Below are 16,287 nucleotides of genomic sequence, written 5' to 3'. Positions count from 1 at the left end.
AGTCATTAGCTGTAAGCCTCATAGTACTGTAAATGACTATTGTCGATCGCAAGCGGACAACGGATAGAGTAGAGCTTAGAGCCAGCCACCCCAAACCGAAGAACTAACATTGTTGGCTGTCATAAAATTAGCCAGATCGCTTTTACTTTGATAGTTGGCGTACTGAATATTGCCATCCTTGAACATCAATGCCCGTAGGACCGCACTCCCATCACCGAGCTTAAAGTACAGGTCTTGGAAACCATCTTTATTGTAGTCACCTGCTGCTAGCACTTGTAAATTATCATTTCTCAAATCATCTTGAAAGCGTCTTTGACTATCAAATGGCCCATTGATATTTTGGGGACTATTCTTGAGGGTGGGATCGATATAAATACCGACGACACGAGTATCGCCATTCAAACCATATTTACTAAAATCGACATTACCATTGATGGAGCCGACGCTAGCAAACCTACCAATTGCGGGGTTAACTAAAATGCTTTCGAGGTCGCCATCGCCCTGAATATCCACGTCTCCTAGCGATTTCCAAGTATCACCACTACCTAAGTTATTGGCATCGTAATCGCGAATCGATCCCATATATTTACCAGGATCTTTTTTGAAGTCAGCCAAAGATACTGTGGTCAGAGGCGTACCTACAGCTAAAGCCGAAATATCGTCAAGAAAACTATTGAATGTTGTGGGAGTCAGACCAGTAGCAGGAAATAGGTAACCATCAGCATTTGGATTGGTTTGCTGGATAGCGATGTTGCCGATATAAGAGAGAGAAGAAGTATACTGGCTGACAACTTGCTCGTAGGTTGCGGTACCGTCAACAAATTCAAATTTCTCTACTCGATTCGCTGGATTTTTCCAATCAATTATCAACGCACCAGTCTTGGTGGCCCGATCTCCGATACCCAAATGACGATTGTCCAGCGTAAATATAAAACCAGTGTTTGAGGTAGTAGAGAATGGAAAGATGACAGTATCAACACCGCCACTTTCGAAAATGGTAGCTCCCTCTCCTACACGCACGACATAAGTATCGTCACCAAAACCCCCTGCCAAGAAATTTGTAGTGCTACCTGCCGTCAATCGATCGTTGCCTGATAGTCCCAAAACTGCCTGCAAATTGCTACCTGTGATGGTGTCATTGTTCGCAGTTCCATACCTAATCGCAATGTTTCCGAGTGTCATAATGTGTCCGAGGGTTTAGCTTCATTTTGAAGACATAGGGCAATTCATGAATTACCCCACGTATCCATCTAAACTACCATAGTTCAGCAACATCATAAACTAGCCTAGATCCAGCCGCCCCAGACCGAATAATCCACATTATTAGCTGTCATAAACGCAGCCAAGTCAGTTTTGCTTTGATAGTTGGCATACTGAATATTACCTCACCGAGGAGAACATGCATGATATTTACCTATTGGGAGTAAACTCAGCAATGGTTTCTTGATAAACGGCTAATGTTTCGCGAGCACAACGTTCCCAGCTAAATAGTTTATTTTGAGCCAATCCCAATTGGCTCAGACTAGCTCTCAAAGACTCATCATTAGCGATCGCAGTAATCGCTTGGCAGATTTGTTCGATCGACAACGGATCGACTTTAATCGCTGCATCGCCAGCAATTTCGCGGATACAGGGAATATCGGAAGTAATCACCGGACACCCACAAGCCATCGCTTCCAATACTGGTAGACCAAATCCCTCAATTAGAGAAGGGAGCATCAATGCTTGGGCGTGAGAAAATAATGCTGGTAGTTCATTGGTTGGTAAATAACCTGGATGAATTAAAATTTCGGCGGCAATCATTTCCTGCATCAGCTCTTTGACATCATCAAATCCCCATGCTGCACTACCGACCATCACTAGTTTACAGCCACGGCGATCGCGCATCGAAAATTGCCGGAAAGCCAGCAATAACCGCTTCACATTCTTTTTCGGTTCGATATTGCCTACAAAAATAAAGTACGGAACATTAACTTGAGCGGTACTCAAACCGATTTTACTCAAAATCGGTCTGGCTATTTCAATATTAACTGGTTGAAATTCTGCACGAGCTGCCTCATAGACTACCGTGATTTTCTCTACTGGTACTTGACAATAGTGTACCAAATCATCTTTGGTAGCTTGGGAAACGGCGATAATTTTGGTGGAATTATGAAGATTTGCTTTGAGTAACTCCGCAAAAACTAACACTAATTGGTTACTTACCAATTCTGGTCGAATTAATGGCACGATGTCGTGAATTGTAGTCACCTGAGGTAAATTTACTACCGTCAAAGGGCTGAGATGAGTACAATGAAAAACGTCATAATCTGTGGCTAGCTGACGAGAATGAATGCGATTGGGTATCAACCTAAATATATTTCGCAGCATTAAAAAGTTGCGAGAAATATTTACTAAGTACGGTTGATGGCGGGATAGAAAATCATAGCTAACAAAGCTATCATTTAAAATTTCGGTTAGGCTAGATTTGAGTACTGCCGGAAAAGAAAAAGCTTTGGGTTGTAAAAAAAAAGACAGCGGCAATAAGCTACTATCTACAGCTTTTTTGAATATGTTGAGCACTTTATCAACCCAGTTATTCGATCGATTGTTGCGGCTGATATGAGGATAGCGACTTTGAAATAGTTGTGATAGTAGCTTGGCGTAGCTTTGAATATTTCTTAATTCTTGCGAACTACTCAAACCCAAGATCGGGATATTAAGTGACTCATCTAATAGCAGTAGTAATCCCACACTGTCATCTCGGAGTGCATCGATTCCTTTGAGCAGATTCATCGCATAAACATAGATACCCGTACCATTTTTGAGCGTCAGAGGATAAGCTTCAAATAAAATTTTTAGGTGAGCTGGACTTGATTTATGATTGGATTGACTTAACTCGATAGTTGATTCGTGTGGCTGTAATGTTTGACCGTTATTCATCGAGCTATTGTTTTTAAATTCTCGCGTCAGATTCATATTCGATCGAGCCATTTCTATAATTTAATTTGCTTTACAGTTGCTTGTTAGATGTCTCGTTTCAAATAATTAGTCAGACATCAGCAAGCGGTACCAATCATAATTAGCTTTAGCATTAATATAGTACTTAATTATGCGATCCCAAAATCTGGCGTTGCGCTCTCGATCGGTTACCTAAATACAGAACTGGAATCGCGATCGTCGGTGTGGATCGCTTTCTTATTTTACACGTCAGACAATAAATTAGATCGGATGAAGATCGAAAATACCTCTCGAACTGAAGTTAAATTGACAACAGCAGCAATATCTTTGCCCCTAAGGGCGATATTTTTGAATTTGCTTGCCATCTGCACCATAGACTTCGAGCGGCAGTTTAGCGTTTTCACTGATAGCTTGGAGGGCATTACCGAGCGTATTGACATGATTGACGATCCCGACCTTGGCATTGCCATCGCCTTGAGTGGCTGCTGCCATCGCTGTCTGCTTCAATGTCTGGGTATAGAGCGACATCAGTCTGACGACGATGCTGTTATTGCCGACTGTATAAGTACAGATCTGCGGCGTACCCGCACAAGTGCGTTGGAGATCTTTATTGGCTAGCGCGACTTTTTGAATATTTTTCAGTTTGCTTTCGACCTGTTGAAAGCCATTGGTGTACTCTACTACTAGTGGTTTAGCTTGAGGATACATCGCACTAGTCTGAGGAATGCTCTGAATCGCTACTACTGACTGATTCCACTGCGAGAGGGCTTGGGGGAGCTGGTTGTTTTTCTGAGCTTGTTTGGCGAGTTGAGCTGATTTGACCGCTGTTTGATAATTTTGGGTCGCTTTTTCTTCCTCGACTACTTTGTCTTGAGCGATCGTCATTTGAGGTTGGGAGGATTTGAGCAATTCTTGGGCTTGGGTATAGGCGGTAGTCGTAGAGGGGATACTCGTTAGGTGACTATTTACTTTGTCCCATTCAGCTTTGACGCCGCGCCATTGAGTCAGGGATTTGGCAGCAGCTTGCGACTGGGTAGCAGCTTTAATACCTTCTACCGCCGATTTGAGATTTTTATCGGCAGTAGTTTCGGCTTCAATCCGGCGATCGACATCTGCCAATCGACTTTGATAATCGATCGATTTTTGACGAGCGAGGGGATAAACTTGACTAGTGGTCGGAATTTTGGCGAGACTGACGATCGATCCCGTCCACATCTGTTTGCTCTGTTGCCATTTGAGCAGCGGTACTGGTGGGGTGTTGAGGGTAGTTGTGGCTTGATATGCCTGATTCATCGCGCCGACGGTGGTATCGAGATCCGTCACGAGCGGGACTAACGTTTGGAGCGACTGCTGAGCCGCGCTGTGACTACCAGACCACACGGGGATCGATTCGAGATCGACCACACTTTGACGGAGCTGTTTTTGAGCGGTCAAGATTTGTTGTCCGGTCACTCCTGGATTTTTGAGGGTGGCGATCGATGCCTGAGTGAGCTGTGTGGCGTTAGTTAGCTCCGTACAGACTGACAAGACACACGGACGCGTCCCCATATATCCCGCCCCCGCACCGATCGCTAGCACCCCCAGACCGCCGAGGATGGGTAAGAGTAGTTTCCGCTGCGGTTTGGCTGCTGCGGGGTAAGCAGTCTGATAATTAGCTTCGCTAGTGGCACCGAAGGAATGCTCGATATCGGCTGCAAAAACATCGGCATCAATTTTGACGATCCGTTGTTCCGAACGTCGATCGTTCTCGTTGGTGACTACCTCTGGTACGGTAGATGGGAGCGAGTCAGTATTGTCCATCTGATTTTCCCAAATCTGCAAGGGTTGCCCTGGCGCGAGATCGTGCTGTCGATCGGCTGGATGAGTCTGAGCATTGCGTTCCCATGCCAGCCGATCTTCGTTGCTACCAGTCATTGCTGGAGCTGCTTCTCCTGGTACAGTTTTTTGGACGAGCGGGTAGACGGTGAAGCTTTGTTGACTGTAAGGGCGTTGATTTCCTTCCGATCGCAAGTAGAGTTTTACTGCCAGCGGGGTCTTTGGCTCTTCTGCTTGGAGGGCACGTTCCATGACTTTAAAGATATCTGGAATATCGATAACCACATCCGCCGGATGTTGGGCGAGTACCCACAGGGTCTCGTCTTTGTGTAAACATTGCACTCGAAAGGGGACAATTCGCCCCAAATGAGCGTGAAGAGAGTTTTGCAGGAAACACTCTAAAATTTTGAGGTCATCCAGTCGCGTCGCTGAGTGCATAAATTAACCGAAAGTTATAGCTGTTCTGAGTTAAGTGAGATGTCTACTTAGTTACGAACGGGAGTAGGGAAGAGGGGATCGGGCGTGAGGAGGAGTATGGTGCTTGCCTTCAGCCGATCGAGCTATGGTGACTAATATCGATCGCTGCTGTTTACTACGTTTAGTTGAGAATTATTACATAATAACATCTTAAAATCTTAGCAGATTTAGCGAACGAGATTGGCGATCGCTGGTGCGGATATGGCGAATCAAAAAAATTCACAGGAGAAACAATTCATAAATTGCTCTCTACTGTGAATTTTGACACTGATTAGATTGAGCCAGTCTTCGTACGCAACCGTGACGATAACTAGCTCGATCGAGTTGACTATTTGAGGACGACTTTACCGCCAGCTTCTTCGATTTGTTTCTTGGCGTCTTCAGCAGCGGCTTTGGGTACGCCACTGAGGACATCTTTCGGTGTGGATTCCACCAAGTCTTTGGCTTCTTTCAAGCCCAAGCCAGTGATCGCGCGGACGACTTTGAGGACGGCGATCTTCTTGGTGTCATCAGACAAGCCTTCGAGGACGACGCTGAATTCAGTTTGCTCGACAGCTTCTTCGGCAACAGCCGCAGGGCCTACGGCAGCAGCTACACCAACGGAAGCAGCAGCACTGACGCCGAAAGCTTCTTCGATTTGCTTGACTAGTTCAGCCGCTTCGAGCAAGCTGAGGGTTTTTAACTGTTCTAAAATGGTATCGGTTGCAGCAGACATGTGTAGATTCCTAAGTATGGGTGAAAATAGTAGCTTCGGGATGGACTAGTCGATCTATTCCTTTTCCGTATAAGCTTTGAGACCACGCGCGATCGAAGCGGGTACTTCTTTGACGCCGATCGCGATTTTCGCGGTGACGGAGTTGAGCGCACCAGCGATTTGTGCCATGAGCTGTTCTTTGGATGGTAGGTCGCCGATCGCTTTGACATCAGCTCCGGTGAGGACTTTACCTTCCATGACACCACCGTTGAGTACGGTCTTCTTGGTCGCTTTTTGGAAGTCTTGGTAAGCTTTGATCGAGCCACCAATATCATCTTTGAGCAACAAGAAAGCCGAAGAACCTGTGAGTAATGGCTCCAGTGCTTGCCAATTGGTGTCACCAGCGATCGCTTTACCCATCAGGGTATTTTTGGTGACCGTACAGATGCCGCCTTTGGGGCGAATCCGGCGACGGAGATCGGTGATTTCTGCCACGGTGAGACCTTGGTAGTTAATCACCGCGATCATGGTCGTTTCACTCAAGTTTTTCTTGAGATCGGCAACGATCGCTTGTTTGTTTGCTAGGGTTCTCCCCATGTGATAGTTACCTCTCGATCGATCGAGTTTTGGGTGGAACAGATGACAACAGGCATAAAACTAACCCCGACACTTAGTGCCGAGGTTGTCATGCAGTCGATATAGATCGATCGCTAGTTGTAGTAGCGATCGCTGGCGATCTGCTTGCGTTAACCTCGGCAGGGAATTATGCTTTTGGCACCTGCTGTCTGTGGTTGGCTATTTAATTTTGGTCGAGCGTAATTTTAACCGCGACTGAAACCTCAAATACTTTAAATAATTTACGGTTAGACCGCAAATAAGCCTTTATCACTATAGCATGACTCCACAGGTTTTGGTAATTGAGTCGATTTAGGTGCTTGGGCGAGTGCGAGTAATTTGGAATGGGGACAACGCCAAGTGGATGCCAAATCTAACGAGATACTGCCATGACTTCACACACACAATTGACAAAGAGCAGGGACTATCCCGATGGGAAGTCAGAACAATTATGATAGATGATAGGAACTCTGGAGACCGATAGACTACGTGCCGCAAAATTCACCCGCCACCGATAGTAACTTCACCCCATTAGTCGGTACCGTTATTGCCGTTCAAGCCAATTTCTGCCAGGTGCAGATCGATCCAGATGTGCCAATGGTGGGCGGAAAATTAATCTTGTGTACCCGTCGCGCACGACTTCAAAAAATCGGTATTAGTGCCATTGTTGGCGATCGCGTGACGATTGCCCAAATCGATTGGCAAGGTTTAAAGGGTGTCGTAATTGATGTATTTCCGCGTCATAGTTTACTCGATCGACCGCCTGTCGCCAATGCCGATCGGATCTTGCTAGTCTTCGCGCTTGCCGAGCCAGCCCTCGATCCATTTCTGTTGAGCAAATTTCTCGTCAAAGCGGAATCGACGGGCTTACAGGTCAGCCTCTGCCTAAATAAGAGCGATTTAGTTACTGCTGTCGAGCGACAGGATTGGTGCGATCGGTTGAGTGAGTGGGGTTACCCGCCGATCGTCATCAGTGTGGAACAGGGGGTGGGGATACAAGAGTTGCAACGAGAACTCGATCGCCAGATTACCGTATTTGCCGGACATTCGGGGGTAGGTAAATCGAGCCTGACGAATGCCTTAATTCCCGATTCAAATATCCGCGTGGCGACTGTCTCTGGCAAGCTCAGTCGCGGACGGCATACCACTCGCCACGTTCAATTATTTACGATGCCCACAGGTGGTTTGATTGCCGATACGCCCGGATTCAATCAACCAGATATCGCGTGTACGCCGACAGAGTTGCCTGGATATTTCCCTGAGATTCGGCAGCGATTGGCGGTGGGAAACTGCCAGTTTAGCAACTGTACCCACCGCGATGAACCCAATTGTGTCGTGCGGGGCGAGTGGGAACGCTATGCCCATTATCTCGATTTCCTCGCCGACGCGATCGCCTGGGAACAGCAGTTGCAATCTCAACCCAAACTTGAAAATAGTTTGAAACAAAAAAGTAGCACAGGCAAAAAGCAATATGAACCAAAATTGGACTCTAAATATCGTCAAATCTCCAGACATACGATCTTACAATCGCTCGCTGAACTAGCCGACGAATTTGAGGATGAATAGCCGAGAGGGTGAATATTGGCGACGATCGCCAATATTCACCTGATAACGGTTAGGGAATAACTTTAAAACTCGAACATTTAGCTTGCAGATACTCAGCTCGCAAGAATCGATAAGACAAGCGATTTACATCATAGTTTTGATTGTCATGAAGAAATTTGAAGTACTCCTGCTGACGATGAGGATGTACGTTGATATAGGAATTTATTAGCTCTAAATAATCAATATTAGTACTCATTTAATTCAATCCAAACAGAAATCAATTAGGGGTTTGCTGTGATGTTGAGCTAGAGCGCGATCGCCGAATGCTATTGGCTCAGTTGCTGCTGCTGTCTCTATTTTATGCGGGCAATAATCAACCGCCTTCAGCTAGTTGACTGAATATCAATGCGCTCAGCAACGGATTCAACACAGTAAATCTTGAAACTGCTCAAGCTCCGATCGCAGTGCGAGTAATGCTGTCTGACGTGCTGCGACCGGAAGATCGGGTCGATCGCTCAGATGTTCGATCTGAAGCTGTAAATTGTGCAAGAATACTTTTAAGTTGGGGATCGCCTGCTGTGCGGGCGCGGGCGCAGAGGCACCAAGATGAGTATCATGGTCGATCGCATCTGCCAAAACTTTATCTAGATCTAGACCCAATTGCCCGATCGTGCGCTGGAGAGTCTCAATCACGTTGTGCATCTCGATCGGATCGAACACGCGCAGAATACTAGTCTGAGTCACAATTCCCAATTTTTCGCCCCAATTCCAGGACACTACCAGTCGTCGCACCTGTCGCTGTTCCATTTCTTGGTGCGCCGTCCACAGCGAGTCTTCAGGACTCAACACAAACAGCGGGGTGCTCATCACCATTTGAGCTGGAGTAGTGTTGAGATCCATTCCTAGTGCCTGGAATCGCACGATATCCCGCTCGGTGACGATGCCCACAGGTCGCTCGATCTCGTCGGCTCGATCTGGTGCGACGATGACTACACAGCTAATTTGGGCAGCAGCCATCAATTGGGTCAATTCTCGCACGAGGGTGGTGGGTGCTGCTGTCGTGACGCTAGCGGTCATCACTTCGGCAACCCGACGGATTTTGAGCAAATTTGTCGGTCGGAGAATGTGCCGAATACTATCGAGCGAGACAACGCCAACTAGTTGCTGGCAATCGTCCACAATCGCTAAATGACGAATGCGATGGCGACGAAACAAAAATAGGGCGGCAAAGACATTGTGCAGCTCGCGTTCGGACATAGTGAGGACGGGATGGTGCATCACCTCATCAATCTTTGTCGTCCGCAGGTCGCAGCCTGTAGCGGTCAACTGTACCAAGTCGCGCTCGGTAAAAATGCCTAGCAATTGCTCCCGCTCCATGACCAACACACAGCTAGAACGTGCGCCCCAGAGTGAATCGCTAGCTCGATCCGAGCTACTTGCCACGGGATGGGTATGTTGCACGGTTGCATACATCAGTGTTACTACAGCGAGTAAGTAAGTATCGGGCGTGACAATCAGGGGCTGTCGATCGATCGCATCGGCTAGGGGTGGCGTACCGAGTGAATTGTCAAAGGGCGCGGTCATATAATTGAATGTAGTGAAATAGCTAACAATCCCAGGCAACACACACAATCAAGCGATGGCGATCGCCCAGACGCGGCATCATCAGCAAGGATTGTGAATTATGGTTCATCCTCTGCTGGTGATTTCAGACCCGCAAGTCTGGGTGTCTTGCCGTAGAGCCGATCGAGTACCCGCTTGACGGAGATCCGCTGCCACTGTTGTCCGCGCTTGGTAGGATAGCCATTGTGGTTGAGCCAGTCAGCGACTTGTTGGAGGGATTTGCCCGACTTGTGATGGCGGCGAATTAGTTCGATAATCTGTTGTTCGTCAGGGTTCTCAGCCAGTTCTCCCGCGATCGATTGTTGTCCGAAAGCCGGAGAACCATAGCCTGCATAGCCACCCCGCTCTGCTTTTGCCCTTCGTGCTTGCTCTAGTCGCTCCCACACCTCAAGTTCTCGAAAATTTTCGGCTGCCATTCCCCACATCCAGTTTTACCCAAGCTAAGCATACCCTGACTGAGATCGGAAATACGATTGTTCCACCGATCGCCTTAATAATTATCCTCGACAATCCACAGGCGATCGGGTGCCGAGTTGCCTTTATCCTAGTCGTGGAAGATCGCCAAGCAGGAATTGCCCCAGCCACTTTCCAGACAGGATTGCATTCGATCGATCGGGGAGCGACACTTATCTAAAAACTGGCAAATTTATCTGTATTATTAGTAACATTTTAGCGTAAAATTTTCACACCAATCGTGATACTCGATCGCCAAAAATCAGGTGCAGCTCAGTAGTTGTCAATATTAATTTGAGAAATGTTATTATGAAAATCAGAGTATTTTGAGGTTGAGTGTAGCGTAGCAAGATTACGATACACTCAACTATTTAGTGCAGTTATTGGCTCAAATTGTCGATGAGCAGATCGCCAAACTGACAACATTATTGCAACTGGAGCAACCGCAGTGAGCCAAGGATTGGTATTTTTAATTTTGTTGGCTGCGGCGGTCTTAGAAGCTGGGGGCGATGCGTTGGTGAGAAAGGGATTGCAAAGTCGCGGACTGGTGCAGCAAGTGGAATTTATCCTGCTGGGTGGCTTGACGCTGTTGGGTTATGGGATTGTGGTCAATTTACCTCCCTGGGATTTTGGCAAGTTGTTAGGGATTTACGTCACCTTGTTTTTCTTGGTGGCGCAATTAATTAATTATTTTGGATTTGGTCAAACACCTAGCATTTCGATCTGGGTCGGCGGTGCTTTAATTGTCACAGGTGGACTGGTGATTACATTCTGGAGAGTTTAAGTGGGTGTCAAAGTATATGTGTGGCTACCTACAGGTGGAAAAGTGGGTCATTGCTCGATGCAAGTTGGCGATCTCGCCTACGTCAGCCTGTGGCCCGGGCATGGGCGCAAAAGTTTCGTGCGGAGTGCCATCCAAAAAATGACCATGAATGTCAAGCGATCGCCATTTTATCGGGACTATGCCGCAGATTTAGCCGCAGAGGGAGCCGATCCGATCGTCATCGAACTCGAATCCCTCGATGAAGTGGCAATTCACAAATACTGGCAAAAGGTGCAAGCCAGTGGATTGGAGTACGAACTGACGGAGTTTAATTGTTCGACGATCGTTGCCAATACTCTCTATATTGGGTCGAATTTACAACCTTCATTTCAGCCCCTGGCGGAGATCGATACCTATGTGGGGCTGGGGATTCCCTTGGGGCAAGTGGAAGCATGGGAACCAAAACATATTTTGCAATACGCCAAGGAGATTAAGCGATCGCAGAAATGATTGAACCTTTGAAAATTCGACCCAAGCTGATATATTCACCAGGATATGATATTCGCTGGCTGGGACTAGAAAAACTGCATCCATTTGATAGTTGTAAATACAGCCGCACCTGGAAAGCTTTGCGCGATCGATTTGGCGACGGGTTGCAGTCGGCAACCATTACTCCAACGGTGGCATCCGTAGCACTACTCCAAGCCATTCATCCGCCTGAATATCTCCAGCAATTAACTCACTCCCGCCAGATTGCCGCCGCATTAGAACTTCCTTCCCTCGCCTGGGTGCCCAGTGGCATTCTCGATCGCCATGTATTACAGCCGATGCGACTTGCCACGATGGGGACGGTTATCGCGGCGAAAGCTGCGCTAGAGCATGGGATCGGGATTAATCTATCGGGTGGATATCATCATGCTAGTCGCGATCGCGGGTCGGGATTTTGTGTCTACTCAGATATCGCGATCGCCATTGCCAGCCTCCGCCAATCGGGGCAACTCAGCCCCATCGACTCGATTGCCATTATCGATCTCGATGCCCATCAGGGTAATGGTTTAGCGCGGATTTTCGAGAGCGATCGATTCATTCACATCCTCGATATGTACAATCGCGATATTTATCCCCAAGACGATCGCGCGATCGCCCGAATTGACTGCAATCTCCCCCTCGGATCGGGAACGCGAGATTCTGAATATCTAGCGAAACTTCACCAACATTTACCTGCCTTTTTACAACAGATCCGACCGAAAATCGCCTTCTACAATGCCGGAACAGACATTTATGAGGACGATCCCCTCGGTCGGTTAAAGATCTCGGCAGAGGGGGTATTAGCACGCGATCGGTTGGTATTTCAGACGCTGGTTGATGCGGGAATTCCGGTGGTAATGGTGCTCAGTGGTGGTTATACGGCTGAGAGTTACCAGTTGGTGGCGAGGAGTGTTGGGGCGGTGTGCGAGACTTGGGGTGGAGACTGAGCTACTTCATAAATAATGCTCGTGAGTGGATGTTTAGCGTTGCTGGTCATGTCATGCTGACTTTTGCCGAACAGATTGGGCAAATGCCTTGTTTGTAATTTGACCGGACGTTTACGCCACATTCGCAGGTTCCAAACTGGCAAAAACCCCAACTTGGCCCAAGACTACTCGGTGAAACACTGCGGTCAATATCAGCAACTACATGAAGATGCGGTTTGCCCCATCGCTCAGGCTGTTCTGGATTTGACTCATCCAAAATCGATGCTGTGCCCAAGAAGAAGCGATTGTGATTGTATTTGTCCTCCTCTGGATTAGGACGCTTAATTTGGAAGACCTCGAACAGCACCTCCCGCAGTTCTTCATCCGAGAGAGCCGACAGATATTTGATTGTTTCTTCCTGCATTTTGCTCATCATCTATCTGAAATATTAGATTTATTCGTCGATCGACTTCAACATCATTTCCATCAAATTATCGACTATTCGCGATCGCTCGATCGGCATCACTTCTTTTGAATGCAGAATATTTTGGGATATATGATAATGAACTAATGTCCCAATAAATAGCAAGGTTGCTGCTTCTGGGTCAGATATTTTTAGTTCTGGGTGTGCAGCTATGTATTGAATAACCACCTCATGTACAGGCTTGAAAAGATTGACAGTACATACTTTTGCTAATTCTGGAAAGCGTCCCGACTCACCGATCAGTACTCGCATAAAGGAAGTAAATTCTTCATCTTCAAATTTTTTAAAGGTTGCTTCGGCTAGATTTCGCAATACAATTTTAGGATCTCCAACAAGTGGTTCGTTTCCAAAAGTTGAGTTAAACTTTTTCTCGCCTAGGTTTTCAATTAAAGCCTGAAACAATACCTCTTTATCTTTGAAATAACTGTAGACTGTCGGCTTAGATACGCCAGCAGCAGCAGCGACTTTTTCCATACTCGTACCCGCATAGCCGCGTGTCAAAAACTCCTGCATCGCGCCTTGCAGGATTTGCTCGACTTTTTCCCCGTGATGTTCTGCGTCCAAATCTCTCGCCTGTGTCAACTTTATTTTGAATAACTCTCCACTACATTCTATTCTAAGCAGCTAACCACTATTTTTTACTTGCTTGACTAAACCGTTTAGTCAAGATACACTCAAATCATCTGCTAAATTACTAAACGGTTTAGTAAACCTGGAGCGAGAGAGAATGTTGCAAAAATCGGATGGATTGCCCTGGTGGAAGGCTAGAATACGGCTAATTTTGGGAGCGATGGCGTTGCTCGGTATCGGTATCCCTATTTATATCAACCAACAGCAAGCAGCACAACAGCAACAACAAGCACAGCAGCGATTGACAGCCGTAGTCGCACCCACAACTGTGACAGCATTGGGGAAACTGGCACCCACAGGGGAAGTCATCAAGCTATCTGCGCCGACATCAGTCGAAGGCGCAAAAATCGAGAAACTGTTGGTAGAGGAAGGAGCGACAGTCAAAGCGGGACAGTTAATCGCGATTTTGGATAGTCAGGGACGCTTGCAAGCGGCGGTAAATGAAGCCAGAGCTAAAGTCAGCGTCGCCGAAGCAAGTCTGGTAAAAGTCAAAGCTGGAGCCAAGCAGGGCGAAATCAATGCCCAGCAAGCAACAATTGGCAGGTTGCAAGCCGAACGCGGGACGGGCATCGAAGCCCAGCAAGCGACACTCGCCAGAGTCAGAGCCGAAACAGCCACCCAAATCGAAGCTCAGCAAGCGACACTCGCCAGAGTCAGAGCCGAGACAGCTACTCAAATCGAAGCCCAAACCGGAGCCATTGCCGAAGCCCAAGCTGGACTGCTCAATGCTCAAGCTGAGGATAAACGGTATGCTACTCTAGCTCGACAGGGCGCGGTGTCAGCATCTAGCGGCGATAGTAAGCGGCTAACTCTACAAACAGCGCAACAGAGAGTAAATCAGGCGCAAGCTAATTTAAGAAGAATTGCATCTACTGGGAAGCAACAACTAGCCGAAGCTCAAGCTAATTTGCGCCGGATTCAAACATCGGGACAACAGCAAATCAATGAAGCACAAGCTAATTTGCGAAAGCTAGAAACATCGATGCAACAGCAGATTAAAGAAAGTCAATTCACGCTTAATAAAATTGCCGAAGTACGTCCGGTAGATGTCATGTCCGCCGAGGTAGATGTCAAAAGTGCGATCGCATCTCAAAAACGCGCCGAAGAAAATCTCGCTCAAGCTTATATTAAGTCACCTCAAGATGGTCAAATCTTGGAGATTTTTGCCCGTCCTGGCGAAGTAGTTGGTACTGATGGCATCGCCGATCTTGGTAAGACTAGTCAAATGTATGGAGTAGTGGAAGTTTACCAAAGTGATGTGAATAAGATTCGCGTCGGACAGCAAGTAAAAATCACCAGTAATTCTCTACCTGGTGAACTCCAAGGCACGATCGATCGAGTTGGCATTCAAATTAAGCGTCAAGATGTAATTAATGCCGATCCGACTAGTAATATTGACGATCGCATCGTGGAAGTTCATGCAATCTTAGATCCATCATCAAGCCAAAAAGCGGCTAAGTTTACTAATTTACAAATTCAAGCAGTGATTAATCTTGATTCTCAATAAGTCAGAGCTTATTCATCGATTGTGAAAGCCTAAAATCTAGATGGTGGGCACTGCCCACCCTACGAAATATTTTATGTTTAATCTAAAATTTATCCAAAATCTGACTCGGAGAACTCCGCTCGGCTGGCTACAATTGACCCAGCACAAAGGTCGATTTGCAGTAGCTATTTCTGGCGTGGCATTTGCGGACTTATTAATGCTGATGCAATTGGGATTTCAAGGTGCCCTGTTTGATAGTGCTGTCGTATTGCACTCAAAATTAAAAGCGGATGTATTTATCATCAGTCCCCAGGCATTAAATATCGGGGCAATGTCTACGTTTCCCCGCCGCAGACTATATCAGTCGATGGATGTAACTGGAGTAAAATCAGCAGAGCCGATGTATGTCAGTCTAGTAACTTGGAAAAATCCCCAAACTCGTGACAAGAAAAATCTCATCATTGTTGGGTTTAATCCTGACGAACCAATTTTTAATTTACCTGAAGTTAATAGTCAGTTAGATAAAATCAAACAATCAGATACTTTATTATTCGATCGCAAGGCAATTGGTGACTATGAACAAGTAGTCGAGCGTGTTGATGCTGGTAAACCTGTCACTACCGAAATCGAAAGACGTACGATCTCTGTTAATGGATTATTTTCGATCGGTTCTTCATTTTCAGCCGATGGGCATCTAATGACGAGTGAAGATAATTATTTACGATTATTTACTCGACAATCCCAAGGTAATATCAACGTCGGGCTGATAACCCTAAAACCAGGCTACGATCCTCAACAAGTAGTCCAGCAATTAAAATCTTATTTACCCAAAGAAGATATCAAGGTACTCACACGAGCGGAATATATTGCTTTTGAACAGGGATATTGGCAACAGCAAACACCGATTGGGCCGATTTTTAATCTCGGTGCAGTGATGGGATTCCTGGTGGGGGTAATTATTGTTTATCAAGTTTTATCCACTGATGTCAACTCTCATCTCAGAGAATATGCGACTTTTAAGGCAATGGGTTATAGCAATGCTTATTTACTTGGCATCGTATTTGAAGAAGCATTAATTCTCGCAATAGTGGGATTTATTCCAGGTCTAATCGTATCGATCGGACTTTATACTGTTGTAGGTGGTGCTACCAATTTACCGATCGCCATGACGATGGTGAGGGCAACTCAGGTACTCACAGGTACTCTGATTATGTGTATGCTTTCTGGTGCTGTTGCAACGGGTAAAGTTCAGGCTGCCGATCCGGCTGATATGTTCTAAATTTAATTGATAATTGATAATTGATAATT

General features: G+C 46.4%; 17 protein-coding genes and 1 other annotated feature. Of the genes, 7 read left to right on the top strand and 10 right to left on the bottom strand.

The annotated features are described in order from the left end of the window. Nucleotides 1-75: 75 nt before the first annotated feature. The 5 genes from ACEW9I_RS16100 to rplJ form a co-directional block, all read right to left on the bottom strand. Nucleotides 76-1,182 (bottom strand): hypothetical protein, encoded by a 1,107-nt coding sequence (locus tag ACEW9I_RS16100; protein WP_373541344.1) that lies wholly within the window; start codon nt 1,180-1,182, stop codon nt 76-78. 228 nt (nt 1,183-1,410) lie between these two features. Then, nucleotides 1,411-2,973: a glycosyltransferase family 4 protein gene (locus ACEW9I_RS16095; protein ID WP_373541343.1), complete on the bottom strand. Its 1,563-nt coding sequence runs from the start codon at nt 2,971-2,973 to the stop codon at nt 1,411-1,413. Nucleotides 2,974-3,273: 300 nt separating this feature from the next. Continuing rightward, a complete protein-coding gene (locus ACEW9I_RS16090; RefSeq protein WP_373541342.1) occupies nt 3,274-5,193 on the bottom strand; it encodes a hypothetical protein in 1,920 nt (639 codons plus the stop codon). Nucleotides 5,194-5,560: 367 nt separating this feature from the next. Further along, nucleotides 5,561-5,947, bottom strand: coding sequence for a 50S ribosomal protein L7/L12 (gene rplL, locus ACEW9I_RS16085; RefSeq protein WP_373541341.1), 387 nt, complete (start codon nt 5,945-5,947; stop codon nt 5,561-5,563). Between the two features lie 54 nt (nt 5,948-6,001). Next, nucleotides 6,002-6,523 carry a 50S ribosomal protein L10 gene (rplJ, locus tag ACEW9I_RS16080; protein WP_373541340.1) on the bottom strand — a complete coding sequence of 174 codons (522 nt, stop codon included), beginning with the start codon at nt 6,521-6,523 and terminating at the stop codon, nt 6,002-6,004. Nucleotides 6,524-6,571: 48 nt separating this feature from the next. Then, nucleotides 6,572-6,735 (bottom strand) — a sequence feature (ribosomal protein L10 leader region). Between the two features lie 295 nt (nt 6,736-7,030). Between rplJ and rsgA the strand changes: the two genes are divergently transcribed. Further along, a complete protein-coding gene (gene rsgA / locus ACEW9I_RS16075; protein WP_373541339.1) occupies nt 7,031-8,107 on the top strand; it encodes a small ribosomal subunit biogenesis GTPase RsgA in 1,077 nt (358 codons plus the stop codon). 49 nt (nt 8,108-8,156) lie between these two features. On the opposite strand, the gene ACEW9I_RS16070 is transcribed toward rsgA, so the two are convergent. The 3 genes from ACEW9I_RS16070 to ACEW9I_RS16060 form a co-directional block, all read right to left on the bottom strand. Next, on the bottom strand, nt 8,157-8,342 hold the full coding sequence (locus ACEW9I_RS16070) for a hypothetical protein (protein WP_373541338.1): 186 nt from the start codon (nt 8,340-8,342) through the stop codon (nt 8,157-8,159). A 167-nt stretch (nt 8,343-8,509) separates the two neighbouring features. Then, a complete protein-coding gene (locus ACEW9I_RS16065; protein WP_373541337.1) occupies nt 8,510-9,670 on the bottom strand; it encodes a CBS domain-containing protein in 1,161 nt (386 codons plus the stop codon). 98 nt (nt 9,671-9,768) lie between these two features. Beyond that, complete coding sequence (locus tag ACEW9I_RS16060) at nt 9,769-10,125, bottom strand: recombinase family protein (protein ID WP_373541336.1); 357 nt, start codon at nt 10,123-10,125, stop codon at nt 9,769-9,771. On the opposite strand from ACEW9I_RS16060, the gene ACEW9I_RS16055 reads away from it, so the two are divergent. The 4 genes from ACEW9I_RS16055 (at nt 10,062) to ACEW9I_RS16040 (ending at nt 12,400) form a co-directional block, all read left to right on the top strand. Further along, entirely contained in the window at nt 10,062-10,343 is a 282-nt protein-coding gene (locus ACEW9I_RS16055) for a hypothetical protein (RefSeq protein WP_373541359.1), read from the top strand. The two genes, ACEW9I_RS16060 and ACEW9I_RS16055, sit on opposite strands and share 64 nt — an antisense overlap. Before the next feature lie 267 nt (nt 10,344-10,610). After that, the gene (locus ACEW9I_RS16050; RefSeq protein ID WP_373541335.1) at nt 10,611-10,946 is read left to right on the top strand and encodes a hypothetical protein; all 336 of its coding nucleotides are present in this window, start codon (nt 10,611-10,613) and stop codon (nt 10,944-10,946) included. Continuing rightward, complete coding sequence (locus tag ACEW9I_RS16045) at nt 10,947-11,435, top strand: hypothetical protein (RefSeq protein WP_373541334.1); 489 nt, start codon at nt 10,947-10,949, stop codon at nt 11,433-11,435. Continuing rightward, entirely contained in the window at nt 11,432-12,400 is a 969-nt protein-coding gene (locus ACEW9I_RS16040) for a histone deacetylase (RefSeq protein WP_373541333.1), read from the top strand. Before ACEW9I_RS16045 ends, ACEW9I_RS16040 begins: the two co-directional genes overlap by 4 nt. 46 nt (nt 12,401-12,446) lie before the next feature. Here the strand turns inward: ACEW9I_RS16040 and ACEW9I_RS16035 are convergent, their stop codons facing one another. Both ACEW9I_RS16035 and ACEW9I_RS16030 read right to left on the bottom strand, forming a co-directional pair. After that, nucleotides 12,447-12,803 (bottom strand): hypothetical protein, encoded by a 357-nt coding sequence (locus ACEW9I_RS16035; protein ID WP_373541332.1) that lies wholly within the window; start codon nt 12,801-12,803, stop codon nt 12,447-12,449. Between the two features lie 30 nt (nt 12,804-12,833). After that, the gene (locus ACEW9I_RS16030; protein WP_373541331.1) at nt 12,834-13,427 is read right to left on the bottom strand and encodes a TetR/AcrR family transcriptional regulator; all 594 of its coding nucleotides are present in this window, start codon (nt 13,425-13,427) and stop codon (nt 12,834-12,836) included. A gap of 163 nt (nt 13,428-13,590) precedes the next feature. On the opposite strand from ACEW9I_RS16030, the gene ACEW9I_RS16025 reads away from it, so the two are divergent. Both ACEW9I_RS16025 and devC read left to right on the top strand, forming a co-directional pair. Beyond that, a complete protein-coding gene (locus ACEW9I_RS16025; RefSeq protein WP_373541330.1) occupies nt 13,591-15,000 on the top strand; it encodes a biotin/lipoyl-binding protein in 1,410 nt (469 codons plus the stop codon). 73 nt (nt 15,001-15,073) lie between these two features. Beyond that, a complete protein-coding gene (gene devC, locus ACEW9I_RS16020; RefSeq protein WP_373541329.1) occupies nt 15,074-16,258 on the top strand; it encodes an ABC transporter permease DevC in 1,185 nt (394 codons plus the stop codon). The last annotated feature ends 29 nt before the right edge of the window (nt 16,259-16,287 follow it).

Source organism: Chamaesiphon sp., assembly GCF_041738855.1.
Classification (GTDB): domain Bacteria; phylum Cyanobacteriota; class Cyanobacteriia; order Cyanobacteriales; family Chamaesiphonaceae; genus Chamaesiphon.
Note: the sequence above shows the minus strand (reverse complement) of the source record. Positions and strands in the feature narration are given on the sequence as shown.